We start from the raw sequence: 12641 nt of genomic DNA on the forward strand, positions 1-12641 counted from the left end.
TGCAGCAACATCCATTCCATCTTCTACACGAATATATTGCCAGCCGTATGCTTCGTAACGTCCTTTTACACTTTCAGAGAAGGAACGATCTAAATCGCCATCTAAGGAAATATCATTGGAATCGTACAATACAACCAAACGCCCTAAGCCTAAATGTGCTGCCAAAGAGGATGCTTCAGCTGAAACACCTTCCATTAAGTCACCGTCTCCGCAAATTACGTATGTATAATGATCTACTACGTTGTATGCTTCGCGATTATATTTTGCAGCTAAGTGACGTTCCGCCATAGCCATACCTACAGCTGTAGCAATCCCTTGTCCAAGCGGTCCTGTTGTGCAATCTACGCCAGGAGTATGATCGTATTCTGGGTGTCCTGGTGTTTTGCTTCCCCATTGACGGAAGTTTTTTAGATCATCCATCGTTACATCATAGCCAGATAGATGAAGCATGCTGTATAAAAGCATAGATCCATGACCTGCAGAAAGTACAAAACGGTCCCGGTTAAACCATTTTGGATTGCGTGGATTATGGTTCATAAATTGTGCCCATAATGTATACGCCATCGGAGCAGCACCCATCGGCATCCCAGGATGGCCTGAATTTGCTTTTTCAATTGCATCTATAGAGAGTGTTCGAATTGCCGAAATAGATAATTGTTCAATGGCTACTTGTTCAGTAGATAGATTCATATTACATTCGCCTTCTTTCTTATTTTCTAAAAAGTAACGGGACGATTATATTATCTATATCGCCCCGGACTACCTTTAAATCCAGTTTAATAAAGCATTTGCGATCAGTCGGTACATCAACACTATCTTCCAATTTGATAAGGTTGATGCTCCAATTCCTTTTACAATACTTTTGTCTATGCTACTTTCTCTGTTTTCCGTAAAGTTCTACAACATCAAAGCTTATTGTTGATACATTCCAAAACTTGCAACATAAGCAATGACAACCGCAAGAACACCTGTGATTAAACGGCTATATAATACCGCCGGTACACCATATTGAATGGTCTCAGGTTTTGCTTCCCCAAGTGATAAACCAACAGGTACGAAGTCAGCCCCTACTTGTCCATTGATTGCGAATAAAGCTGGCAATGCGAACTGAGGCGGAATATTCCCTGCAGCTATTTGTGTACCAATTAATACACCAATAACTTGTGAGATTACCGCGCCAGGACCAAGCACTGGAGATAAAAATGGCAAGGTACACACCACAACAATCGCGATTAATCCCCATAAGGAGCCTGCAAGGGGTGACAAGAAGTTAGCAATTAAATTTCCAATTCCCGTGTAGTTAATAATTCCGATTAACATACTGACAAATGCCATAAACGGAATGATGTTTTTAATCAGCATATCAATCGAATCTCGGCCTGCCTGATAAAACGTTCCCGTTACTTTTCCGATCCCTCTTGAAAATCTCATTAAAAAGTTATCATTATTATCTAACTTTTCCTTTTTAAGCTCTTCATAATTCTTTTTGAAGCTTTCTTTATCTTTTGTATCAAAGTTCTTCGTTGCTTCTTGTTCTTCTGTTTCTTGTTGACTCTCTGTAGCTCCTGATTGTTCGTCCACTACCTGAATTTGTTTTTCCGTAACCCCTGAAACGAAAATGTCTTCTGTAATATGTTTAGCCAACGGGCCTGACGGGGAAGACGGAAGAATATCAACTGTCGGGATACGTTTCATTGGATACAGACCAATTCTCGCGGTCCCACCGCAGTCAATTACTACACACATCATTTCATCTTCCGGTACGGAATTTTTGAATCCATCAACAGCTTCTGTTCCTGACAATTCAGCTATTCTTCGAGCAACAGGATGAATTCCTCCGCCCGTAATGGAAACAACCTTTACTTTTTTCCCTTTTGGTTCAATCTTTAGGCCTCTTCCCCAGCCCCCTGAACCTTTATCAACAAAAATTGCACGAGCAGCCATCATAATCCCTCCCTAAGTTAAGAATTCGCTTCCATTTTTTTCGCCAGATACTTTGTGATCATCTCTGTAATCACGCCACGCACCAGCATAATAACGATTCCCACTAAAAAGTATCGGACAGCAAGTTCTGACATGGAATAACCAGCTTCTTTTATACCGTTGGCAATTCCCAAATACACGAATAGCTCACCTGCGTTTGCATAAGGAAACAGAGCAGTAACAGGATGCAAGAAGGAAACTAAAGAATCATAAAATGCTGGCTTTTGCTTTTCCGGTACAAATCGGCCGAATGTATAAGCCATTGGGTTAGTCAACATCATAATAGATAACATCGGCATTAACGTATATCTTAAAATTGTATATTTTGCAGCAAATTGAATGACCCTATTCACTCGCTCTTCCCCGATGAATTTGATCATTGCGTACGTAAACGTTAACAAAACAACTAACGTTGGAACAATCCCGGTTAATAACCCCATAAACTGTTTTCCACCGGCATCAAACATTCCGATAAAGTGTTCTCCAAACCATTGAATCCATTCCATCGAACCCAACACTCCTTCCCGCTACACTAAAGATGTTATTAAATAATCAACAAAACACATAAAATAATGGCAATTTCCTTAAAAAAGAACGGTATTGTCTCCAGTTGCTCTCTTAGCATAAAGGCAGTGCTGCAAAACTCTTGTAAACCTTTTTAAAGCTATGAGTTTTGCAACACCATCTACAAATTAAATTAATCCTTAAATGACGCTACTATTAAAGTGTTATTTCGCGCAAATCTTGTACAGGGAATAAACGATCCTGAAGCGCTCTTAGCTTCCAAACTGTTGTATTAGTGTCTAACTCTACATCATCAGTTGTTAGGAACTGACCTTGGCGGATGTCTTTCTTAGCTACAACGTTACCACTGATTAAACCGATAGGAATATGGCCGTTTCGCTTCATGTCCTGATGCGTTTCAAGAACGCCGCGTACAGAATAACCTCCGATACCATCTAACGTTTCCCCAGCTTTAATGTCACGTTTTGCAACGGTAACAGTTTCAGAAATAGGTGCGCCTAAAGGGTGAATGGATGATTCATGCTGTAAAACCGCTTTTGCAATGGTAATTGGTGTTTCTAGACTTGCCAAATGATATGGACGATATAGGATATGGTGATCTCTTTCACCTTTTTTCAACAAATAGTTCAATTCATGTGCTACACCTTCGTTTTGGCCTTTTACAATGACAAACACCCCAGGAGCAAGACCATCCACATATTCAACTACTCCAAATTGACTTAATACCCCGCCATTTTCCTTAAGATCTAGATCTTTCACAACGGAATCAAGATCTCCGGCGATTCCGTGCATTCCCACTACATCGGGAACAAATCCAATCGCGTTAGACAATAGATTCATTTCAGCCATTGTTTTTGTGCCATCTTGGAAAGCAGCAAGCATCTTAGGAGACATTTTGTTCCTCATTGCCTCTTCTTTTGCAGTATCAGGATTTGCTGTGGTACGCAATTTATTGTTCTTTCCTTTACCAGCAACGAGTACTTCCATGCCCATTGTCTTTGCAAATTCAAATAACTCAAGTGTTGCTGCTGGCTCATCACCTGCTGAACCTGTGTATACCAACCCAGCATTGTCAAACAACTGATGCATAATAGAACCAATTGTGATGTCCACTTCAACATTTAATAAAACAAGGTGCTTTTTAGATCTTAATGCTTCAAGGGAAATGTTTGCTCCTACTTCTGGAACACCTGTAGCATCGACAATTACTTCCACGTTAGAAGATTGAATTACTTGACGGAAATCATTTGTTACAATAATCTGCTCTTTCTTAGCTGCTTTTGAATTATAGTAATCTGCAGCTCTTTGTGCAGCCTCAACATTGATATCACTAATTCCTGTTACAGACATACCTGGAATACTGGAAATTTGAGCAATCATACCAAATCCCATTTGTCCAGCACCGATAACACCCACTTTAATTGGCTCGTTCGCACGTTCTCTTTCTAAAAGCTGTTGATAAATTGACATTGTTAAATCCTCCTCTTAAAAAGTTCTGAAAATTTTTAATGTTAATTACTTTTATATAAAAGTAGAAAATAAAACCATTTATAAATTGGAACCTAGTTACATAACCTGCCTCTATCAAGTTATCATTAGCACTTCTCATACCAGACAACTCGAAATGTAACTTTTGTTCAATTAGTTAACATTAAAAAGATAATGTTAACTTTTTTTATAAACAGTAACAAAAGATGAATTTATTTAACATATGACACGATGTTTATCATTTGTTACTGCCATGTGCTTATAATAAAACGAAATGAAAGGGTTGTCAATAAAATTTGTGAAATAATATAAAGAACAAGGAAAGGCTCAGAGAATGAATAAAAAGGGTTATTACTACGGTCAATATGCTTGATTACTCCTGCTATTTCAGCGGTAATGACGATCTGCAACACCTATAAAATTCCATATTGAGAACGAGTGGATATTGAAAAATGGTGTTTGATCAGGTGAGACCCTGGAGGGATTGGAATAAATACAGACACAAAACAACTAATTGTAGCGGATAGTAATGCTAATGACGTCGTACGTAGCACAGAATGGGCAGGACAGAACTGTTTATGAGGTAATCCAAACAGCTAGACAAATATGTTAAACATGCATTAAGGAGTGATATGATCTCTTCTAGAAGGTAGACACAGAATCCCCTGTACTCTAAAGTGAAGTGAGCCCTAATAATAGGTCATGAAAAAACCTCCTTTGATTCGCATACTAAATAGGCGAACCAAGGGAGGTTTGTTTGTTTTGATCACAAGAGTATATTACCTAGCGGAGATCAAATGGAGTGGAAATCAAACTTTGTGATAACAGTCTGAGCGCCTGTCAGACGATTGGATTTCCATGTAGGATTAACGTATGGACTATTATCTAAGGGCTAGTGGAAGAAAAAATATATAGAAAGCAGGAGCGGATCCGGTTGTATCTCCTAACTCTCCCCAAAGAGAATTTGAAGAAACTTCACGGAATCAAAATTGGTTTACAACTGTAACGTATCCCCTATTTGGAGGTTGTGCCTTATCTCTCTTCACCATTACAGATGCCTGCAACCTTGAATTTCTCAGCTATGTCAAACAGGCGATACGTAAGCGTGATGCCACGGTTGTCATTCTTCACTCTGATCATGGAAGTATCTATACCTCTAAGGAATTCCAGATGTATGCCAAAGAAAACGGCATTACCACAAGCATATCCCGTAAGGAAACTGCCATGATAATGCCGTAAAGGAAAGCTCCTTCGCCGTATTAAAGTGTGAAACTTTCTACTCACAACAGATAATAGAATTATCCAATAAAACTGTATACACAGGAAGGATAATATCACTCTATTTATGAGTCATTTCATATACTTTGACTTTGTTAACTCGTGTTGCATGTCTACCACCTGCAAAAGGGGTTGTTAACCATACTTTTGCAATATCACGAGCTAAACCAGGACCGATCACGCGCTCTCCCATCGCTAATATATTAGTATCGTTATGTTCTCTTGTTGCTCTAGCGCTAAACGTATCATGCACAAGCGCACAGCGAACTCCCTTTACTTTGTTTGCTGCAATGCTCATTCCAATGCCTGTACCACAAATCAGAATACCACGTTCTACTTCACCATTTGCTACTTTTTCAGCTACTGGAATCGCATAATCTGGATAATCAACAGATGTGTCGCATTCACAGCCTAAATCTATATAATCGATATTCATGTCTTCCATCAAGGAAATTATTTCTTTACGAATAATTATACCGCCATGGTCAGATGCAATAGCTACTTTCACTTTCTTTCCCCCTATTCGATAATGCCAAATTCAATATCACCAGAAGCGGTAATATCTGCAACTTGAATTCTTCTTTATTTTTAAAGAAAACTCGCCGATTGGCGAGCCCTGCCCTTGGACGAAGACAGAGGCGTAGTTGCACTTATACTTTGTTCCTAAAATTTCTCACTACGTCGAATTGTCTTCCAGCCAGAAATTTATACTTTCTTAAAGTGTAAAGAAAACTCGCTGATTGGCGAGCTCTGCCCTCGGGCGAAGACGAAGGCGTAGTTGAACTTATATTTCATTCCTAAAATTTCTCACTACGTCGAATTGTCTTCCAGCTAGAAATTTATATTTTCTTAAAGTGCAAAAAAATAACGGGACGACTGTATAAATATCTCGTCCCGAACTGCTTTTAGACTTGGTCCAACAAAGCCTTGGCTGTTTGTTCATCTGTAACTAGTACATGAACCAATCTACCTTCCAATGCTGCTTTTATTGCTTGTACCTTTTCTAATCCACAAGCCACTCCAATGATAAGGGGAATTTCTTTTAGTTTCTCTAATTCCAACGTAATAACTTTTTCATTCCACGAACTATGGGCTGTCCGTCCATTCTTATCAATGAAATTGTAACAAATATCTCCAACTATATCTGTATGGTCAAAATGCTCCTGATGTTCCTTCCCTAAATAAGACTGTACCATGGTTGAGTGCTCTGGCGTTCCCCCAATCCCCACAATTGCTATATTGGATTGAGTAGCTAAGTTAAAAACATCTTGAATGGAGGTTTGCCTCATAAATATTTCTTTTGCTTCTTTAGAATCCACCATTACTGGAGCATGAAGGAGCTTGTATTGAGCTTGCATACTCTCGGCTAACTTTGCGACAATATGGTTTGCATGGATATCTACCCTCTCATTTCCCATTCCTCCAACTAGGGGAACAAAGGTAACAGCTGGATACTGCTGATTCGTGGACATAGCCTCGGCTACCTCATGTAGAGTCGTTCCAGCCGAAACTCCGATGGTTTGTCCATCTCGAATTACCCTTAATAGGTATTTAGTCGCTGCAGCTCCCAGTCGGCTTTTGGATGACTCATTTCCGAGATTCGGGATACATACCACTTCACGTAAACCATACAATCGTTCGAGCTTTCCTTCTAGCTGCCTAAAAGGATGAATGGTATCATCATGGATAATAATTTCAACAATACCAAGATCTTTAGCTTTGGCAAGGTACTTAGAGATAAGGGAACGACTTACTCCAATTTCATCCGCAATCTGCGATTGGGTAGCCCCCTCTTCGTAGTACATATGAGCAATTTTGACGAGTATTCTTCTATCTTCAAAAGAAGACACATTAATACACCCTCTTTCATTTTCTCTAATATCTCACTTCTAGAGGGCCTTGTTACACTAACCCTTAAATTCAATTATACTGCCTTCTTTAAACTTTGGAAGTACGTGTGGGCTAGCAAATACAGCTCCTGGGAGAACTTGTTCAGCCGGCTCCGAGAAATAGATTGAAATATGGCCGAGCTCCTTTAAATTATTATTTGCTGCAGACCCTACAGCTGTAATTGTAAATTGTTGATCATCAACTTGGAGCGTTCCGCCTTCTTTAATCGGTTCTTCTGAACTGTTTCCTTCTAACTCATGGATAACCGCTATTTCTTTTAACTCTTGCGTCGCTTGAGGACCAAATAAAACCACAATTTTTTCCTCTTCGAATGATAAAGCTAATGCCCCAATTTCTTTTACAATACTTTTATACATGTTAGTTCCTCCATTTTTTTGTAATATTATGCAACATCAAATGTTACTGATATTCTCAATACTTATAAAATAGATATAGGCTTATTGTTGATACATTCCAAAGCTTGCAACATAAGCAATGACAACCGCAAGAATACCTGTGATTAAACGGCTATATAATACTGCAGGTACACCATACTGAATGGTTTCAGGTTTTGCTTCACCAAGTGATAAACCAACAGGTACGAAGTCAGCACCTACTTGTCCGTTGATTGCGAATAAAGCTGGCAATGCGAACTGAGGCGGAATATTCCCTGCAGCTATTTGTGTACCAATTAATACACCAATAACTTGTGAGATTACCGCGCCAGGACCAAGCACTGGAGATAAAAATGGCAAGGTACACACCACAACAATCGCGATTAATCCCCATAGGGAGCCTGCAAGAGGTGACAAGAAGTTAGCAATTAAATTTCCAACTCCCGTGTAGTTAATAATTCCGATTAACATACTGACAAATGCCATAAATGGAATGATATTTTTAATCAGCATATCAATCGAATCTCGGCCCGCTTGATAAAACGTTCCTGTTACTTTTCCGATCCCTCTTGAAAATCTCATTAAAAAGTTATCATTATTATCTAGCTTTTCCTTTTTAAGCTCTTCATAATTCTTTTTGAAGCTTTCTTTATCTTTTGTATCAAAGTTCTTCGTTGCTTCTTGTTCTTCCGTTTCTTGTTGACCCTCTGTAACTCCTGATTGTTCGTCTGCTAGCTTAATTTGTTTTTCTGTAACTCCTGAAACGAAAATGTCTTCTGTAATATGTTTAGCCAACGGGCCTGACGGAGAAGACGGAAGAATATCAACTGTCGGGATACGTTTCATTGGATACAGACCAATTCTCGCAGTCCCCCCGCAGTCAATTACTACACACATCATTTCATCTTCCGGTACGGAGTTTTTGAATCCATCAACAGCTTCTGTTCCTGACAATTCAGCTATTCTTCGAGCAACAGGATGGATTCCTCCGCCTGTAACAGAAACAACCTTTACTTTTTTCCCTTTTGGTTCAATCCTTAGGCCTCTTCCCCAGCCCCCTGAACCTTTATCAACAAAAATTGCGCGAGCACCCATCATAATCCCTCCCTAAATTAAGAATTCGCTTCCATTTTTCTCGCTAGATACTTTGTGATCATCTCTGTAATCACGCCACGCACCAGCATAATAACGATTCCCACTAAAAAGTATCGGACAGCAAGTTCTGACATAGAATAACCAGCTTCTTTTATACCGTTGGCAATTCCCAAATACACGAACAGCTCACCTGCATTTGCATAAGGAAACAGAGCAGTAACAGGATGCAAGAAGGAAACTAAAGAATCATAAAATGCTGGCTTTTGCTTTTCTGGTACAAATCGGCCGAATGTATAAGCCATTGGGTTAGTCAACATCATAATAGATAACATCGGCATTAACGTATATCTTAAAATTGTATATTTTGCAGCAAATTGAATGACCCTATTCACTCGCTCTTCCCCGATGAATTTGATCATTGCGTACGTAAACGTTAACAAAACAACTAACGTTGGAACAATCCCGGTTAACAACCCCATAAACTGTTTTCCACCGGCATCAAACATTCCGATAAAATGCTCTCCAAACCATTGAATCCATTCCATCGAACTCAACACTCCTTCCCATTACACCGTAGAGATATTTTTTTTAGATATTGATAATAAAGCATTTTCAGCAGCCTTTGTAAGAGCCGCACCTAATGCAGGTAGTTGTTTACGCTTTCCTTTTTTGTTTATATTTTGTTCTTGCACTTCGTTTATAACGGCCCCTACATGTTGTCCTTTGTAATTTCCTACTTCTTTAAACTTTGATAGGATAGAAAAACCATTAACCGCATAACATTCTTGAACGATATAATTACTATCTACAACAAGCATAACGATTGCCCCTGGGCGGAATTGTCTTCTTTCCATCCCAGAGAATAAATAATATCCTTTTTTCCGGGTGTATTTTTTCACAATTTTATCCATGTTTTTGCGATAGTATCGAACTTGTATGAAAGTCAGTACATGCTGAACAATTAATAAGCCACATAAAATAATGATAATTTCCATAAAGAGTAACGGCCTCCTTCCCAATTGCTCATTTAGCACGAGAACAGTGTTGCAAAACTCTTGTAACCCTTTTTTAAAGCTATAAGTTTTGCAACACCATCTTACAAACCAAAGCGATCTTTACATTACACTACGATTAAAGTACTGTCTCACGCAGGTCCTGCGTAGGGAATAAACGGTCCTGAAGCGCTCGTAATTTCCAAACTGTTGTATTAGTGTCTAACTCTACATCATCCGTTGTTAGGAACTGTCCTTGGCGGATGTCTTTCTTAGCTACAACATTACCACTGATTAAACCGATCGGGATATGACCGTTTTGCTTCATGTCTTGATGCGTTTCAAGCACGCCGCGTACACAATAACCTCCGATACCGTCTAATGTTTCTCCAGCTTTAATGTCACGTTTTGCAACTGCAACAGTATCAGAAATTGGTGCGCCTAGAGGATGAATAGATGAGTCATGCTCCAACACCGCTTTTGCAATAGAGATTGGTGTTTCCAAACTTGCTAAATGATATGGGCGATATAGGATGTGATGATCTCTTTCGCCTTTTTTCAACAAGTAGTTCAATTCATGTGCTACACCTTCGTTTTGGCCTTTTACAATGACAAACACTCCAGGTGCAAGACCATCTACATACTCAACTACGCCAAATTTATTTAATACTCCGCCATTTTCTTTCAAATCTAGATCTTTCACAACTGAATCAAGATCTCCAGCGATTCCGTGCATTCCAACTACATCTGGCACGAATCCAATTGCATTCGATAATAGGTTCATTTCAGCCATTGTCTTAGTACCATCTTGGAAAGCGGCAAGCATGTGAGCAGCCATGTTTTTGCTCGCTGCTTCTTCTTTTGCAGTGTCAGGGTTTGCTGTCACATTTAATGCATTATTCTTTCCTTTACCCGCAACTAATACTTCCATACCCATTGTTTTCGCAAATTCAAATAGCTCTAGTGTTGCTGCTGGCTCATCACCCGCTGAACCTGTGTAAATCAACCCAGCATTGTCAAACATCTTATGCATAATAGAACCAATTGTGATGTCCACTTCAACATTTAATAAAACAAGATGTTTTTTAGCTAGCAGCGCCTCAAGAGAAATGTTTGCTCCTACTTCCGGAACACCTGTAGCATCGACAATTACTTCCACGTTAGAGGATTGAATCACTTGACGGAAATCATTTGTTACAACAATTTGCTCTTTCTTAGCTGCTTTTGAATTATAATAATCTGCAGCTCTTTGTGCAGCCTCAACATTAATATCACTAATTCCTGTTACTGCCATGCCTGGAATGCTAGAAATTTGAGCAATCATCCCAAATCCCATTTGTCCAGCACCGATAACACCTACTTTAATTGGCTCATTCGCACGTTCTCTTTCTAAAAGCTGTTGATAAATTGACATTGTTATATCCCCCTTTAAATACTTCTAAAATTCAACCTTTTAATCGTTTTCTAATAATAAAGTTAAAAAATAAGACGAGCTAAATAATTTATTGTTTGTTAAATTTTTCAACATTATCTATAATGAAAAATATCTTAACTTTTTTCTTAGACAGTAACAAAAGATTCGTTTTATTAACATATGACACAGTGTTTATCATATGTTACTGCCATGTGCTTATAATAAAACTAAATGAAAGGGTTGTCAATAAATTTTGTGAAATAATATTAAAGAAATGGAAAGGAGCAAAAAATGAATAGAAAGGATTATTATTACGATCAACATGCCCCAAAACCACAAACAATCGTTCCTGCTGTTTCAGCTGTAATTGTTAATAACAGACAGGAAATTTTACTTCAAGAACGAGTGGATAATGAAAAGTGGTCTTTGCCCGGTGGAAAAATGGAACCAGGAGAAACCGTAGAGGAAGCAATCAAGCGGGAGGTAAAGGAAGAAACTGGTTTTGATGTAGAGATAAAACAACTAGTTGGAGTGTACAGCGATCCTAATCATGTCATAGCATATAAAGATGGGGAAGTTCGACAACAATTTTCGATTTGCTTTTTATGCGAGGTTATAGGTGGTTCACTAGTAATTAGTGATGAATCAAAAAGGGTAGAATTTATTGCGCTAAGCAAGTTGGATTCTTTAAATATTCACGTAACCCAGAAGATACGAATTCAAGATGCTCTCAGCGGAGAGAGTAAAGCCTTTATACGATAAATCAATTAATGATTGGGAAAAGATACTATGAAATCTATGGAGGAACTAGATGAATAAACAAATGCATATTATTAAGAATGAACAGATTACAAAGGCATTAGAAGATACTACTAGACAATACTTAGTAGGTAAATTATCACGCCCTCAGGCGCTTGAGCATATAGAGGATGACAATTTGGAAATTGGCATTACCTCATATGATGAATTCTATAGTGAATTGCCGCACTATCATACTCAAGCATACGAATATCAGTACATAATCAGTGGTATGACAGAATATAAGGATGTAGAGACAGGTCAGCAGTATACCTTTCGTAAAGGGGACTTTTATGTGACTCCACCAGGTATTAAATACGCCCAACGTTCACAACCAGGAACAACCATTTTATTTATTAAAGCACCACCAGGCAACGATAAGATGCATGTTGAAGTGACAGATGAAATAAAAAACTGGCTTAGTGAGGAATGATGTCACTAAGCTTTCCTTATCAAAGTCACAAAAGCTACGACATCTGTATACTTAGCTTGGACTTGTTTTCCCTCCCCTGCTGAAAAAAATAGGTCCAGACTAAGTTTTTTCGAGGAAATTACTGGTTCCGTTGTAAATAATTTTTGACAGTCTCATTCACCAATTTGGATTTTCCTCCACATCCTAGTTTTTGTGACTGTTCTTCAATAACATCCCATACTTCAAAATCAAAATAAATCCCCCTCATAACAGTAGTAAGTTCCTTTGCAGGGATCTTTTCTTGAAGTTTTTTATAGTAGAAACGCTCTTTTTGTATGCGAAAAGTAACCATTAATTGATTAGAAGCATAA

General features: G+C 38.6%; 13 protein-coding genes and 1 pseudogene. 3 read left to right on the forward strand and 11 right to left on the reverse strand.

Going from position 1 to position 12641, the window contains the following annotated elements; translation table 11 throughout:
* From AAHB12_RS25355 to AAHB12_RS25370, 4 genes and pseudogenes are all read right to left on the reverse strand, one after another.
* Positions 1–690: pseudogene (locus AAHB12_RS25355) on the reverse strand (transketolase); the annotation flags it as partial.
* Positions 691–912: 222 nt separating this feature from the next.
* On the reverse strand, positions 913–1944 hold the full coding sequence (gene srlE / locus AAHB12_RS25360; protein WP_342047962.1) for a PTS glucitol/sorbitol transporter subunit IIB: 1032 nt from the start codon (positions 1942–1944) through the stop codon (positions 913–915).
* 17 nt (positions 1945–1961) lie between these two features.
* Positions 1962–2489, reverse strand: coding sequence for a PTS glucitol/sorbitol transporter subunit IIC (srlA, locus tag AAHB12_RS25365; protein WP_342047918.1), 528 nt, complete (start codon positions 2487–2489; stop codon positions 1962–1964).
* Between the two features lie 214 nt (positions 2490–2703).
* The gene (locus AAHB12_RS25370; RefSeq protein ID WP_342047920.1) at positions 2704–3978 is read right to left on the reverse strand and encodes an NAD(P)H-dependent oxidoreductase; all 1275 of its coding nucleotides are present in this window, start codon (positions 3976–3978) and stop codon (positions 2704–2706) included.
* Between the two features lie 1065 nt (positions 3979–5043).
* Here AAHB12_RS25370 and AAHB12_RS31960 point away from each other — a divergent pair.
* Positions 5044–5235 carry a DDE-type integrase/transposase/recombinase gene (locus tag AAHB12_RS31960; protein ID WP_446715615.1) on the forward strand — a complete coding sequence of 64 codons (192 nt, stop codon included), beginning with the start codon at positions 5044–5046 and terminating at the stop codon, positions 5233–5235.
* A 100-nt stretch (positions 5236–5335) separates the two neighbouring features.
* On the opposite strand, the gene rpiB is transcribed toward AAHB12_RS31960, so the two are convergent.
* The 7 genes from rpiB to AAHB12_RS25405 all read right to left on the reverse strand — a co-directional run bounded on the left by rpiB (position 5336) and on the right by AAHB12_RS25405 (position 11060).
* The gene (rpiB, locus tag AAHB12_RS25375; RefSeq protein ID WP_129732085.1) at positions 5336–5782 is read right to left on the reverse strand and encodes a ribose 5-phosphate isomerase B; all 447 of its coding nucleotides are present in this window, start codon (positions 5780–5782) and stop codon (positions 5336–5338) included.
* A gap of 397 nt (positions 5783–6179) precedes the next feature.
* Entirely contained in the window at positions 6180–7124 is a 945-nt protein-coding gene (locus AAHB12_RS25380) for a sugar-binding transcriptional regulator (RefSeq protein ID WP_342047922.1), read from the reverse strand.
* 57 nt (positions 7125–7181) lie between these two features.
* Complete coding sequence (locus tag AAHB12_RS25385) at positions 7182–7541, reverse strand: PTS glucitol/sorbitol transporter subunit IIA (RefSeq protein WP_342047923.1); 360 nt, start codon at positions 7539–7541, stop codon at positions 7182–7184.
* Positions 7542–7622: 81 nt separating this feature from the next.
* The gene (gene srlE / locus AAHB12_RS25390; protein WP_342047963.1) at positions 7623–8654 is read right to left on the reverse strand and encodes a PTS glucitol/sorbitol transporter subunit IIB; all 1032 of its coding nucleotides are present in this window, start codon (positions 8652–8654) and stop codon (positions 7623–7625) included.
* A gap of 17 nt (positions 8655–8671) precedes the next feature.
* The gene (gene srlA / locus AAHB12_RS25395; RefSeq protein ID WP_342047925.1) at positions 8672–9199 is read right to left on the reverse strand and encodes a PTS glucitol/sorbitol transporter subunit IIC; all 528 of its coding nucleotides are present in this window, start codon (positions 9197–9199) and stop codon (positions 8672–8674) included.
* 21 nt (positions 9200–9220) lie between these two features.
* Positions 9221–9649: a transcriptional regulator GutM gene (locus AAHB12_RS25400; RefSeq protein WP_342047926.1), complete on the reverse strand. Its 429-nt coding sequence runs from the start codon at positions 9647–9649 to the stop codon at positions 9221–9223.
* Between the two features lie 136 nt (positions 9650–9785).
* Positions 9786–11060, reverse strand: a complete 1275-nt coding sequence (locus AAHB12_RS25405) for an NAD(P)H-dependent oxidoreductase (protein ID WP_342047927.1) — start codon at positions 11058–11060, stop codon at positions 9786–9788.
* A gap of 291 nt (positions 11061–11351) precedes the next feature.
* Between AAHB12_RS25405 and AAHB12_RS25410 the strand changes: the two genes are divergently transcribed.
* Both AAHB12_RS25410 and AAHB12_RS25415 read left to right on the forward strand, forming a co-directional pair.
* A complete protein-coding gene (locus AAHB12_RS25410; protein ID WP_342047929.1) occupies positions 11352–11822 on the forward strand; it encodes an NUDIX domain-containing protein in 471 nt (156 codons plus the stop codon).
* A 49-nt stretch (positions 11823–11871) separates the two neighbouring features.
* A complete protein-coding gene (locus AAHB12_RS25415; RefSeq protein ID WP_342047930.1) occupies positions 11872–12291 on the forward strand; it encodes a cupin domain-containing protein in 420 nt (139 codons plus the stop codon).
* Positions 12292–12641 lie beyond the last annotated feature (350 nt).

This window comes from Bacillus sp. OTU530 (assembly GCF_038440375.1).

Bases quoted from the DNA above. Each gene is read 5' to 3' on its own strand.
- AAHB12_RS25415 (WP_342047930.1), top strand. From the start codon at position 11,872: ATGAATAAACAAATGCATATTATTAAGAATGAACAGATTACAAAGGCA.
- AAHB12_RS25410 (WP_342047929.1), top strand. From the start codon at position 11,352: ATGAATAGAAAGGATTATTATTACGATCAACATGCCCCAAAACCACAA.
- AAHB12_RS25385 (WP_342047923.1), bottom strand. From the start codon at position 7,541: ATGTATAAAAGTATTGTAAAAGAAATTGGGGCATTAGCTTTATCATTC.
- srlA (WP_342047918.1), bottom strand. From the start codon at position 2,489: ATGGAATGGATTCAATGGTTTGGAGAACACTTTATCGGAATGTTTGAT.
- srlA (WP_342047925.1), bottom strand. From the start codon at position 9,199: ATGGAATGGATTCAATGGTTTGGAGAGCATTTTATCGGAATGTTTGAT.
- AAHB12_RS25370 (WP_342047920.1), bottom strand. From the start codon at position 3,978: ATGTCAATTTATCAACAGCTTTTAGAAAGAGAACGTGCGAACGAGCCA.
- AAHB12_RS25400 (WP_342047926.1), bottom strand. From the start codon at position 9,649: ATGGAAATTATCATTATTTTATGTGGCTTATTAATTGTTCAGCATGTA.
- AAHB12_RS25405 (WP_342047927.1), bottom strand. From the start codon at position 11,060: ATGTCAATTTATCAACAGCTTTTAGAAAGAGAACGTGCGAATGAGCCA.
- srlE (WP_342047963.1), bottom strand. From the start codon at position 8,654: ATGGGTGCTCGCGCAATTTTTGTTGATAAAGGTTCAGGGGGCTGGGGA.
- srlE (WP_342047962.1), bottom strand. From the start codon at position 1,944: ATGGCTGCTCGTGCAATTTTTGTTGATAAAGGTTCAGGGGGCTGGGGA.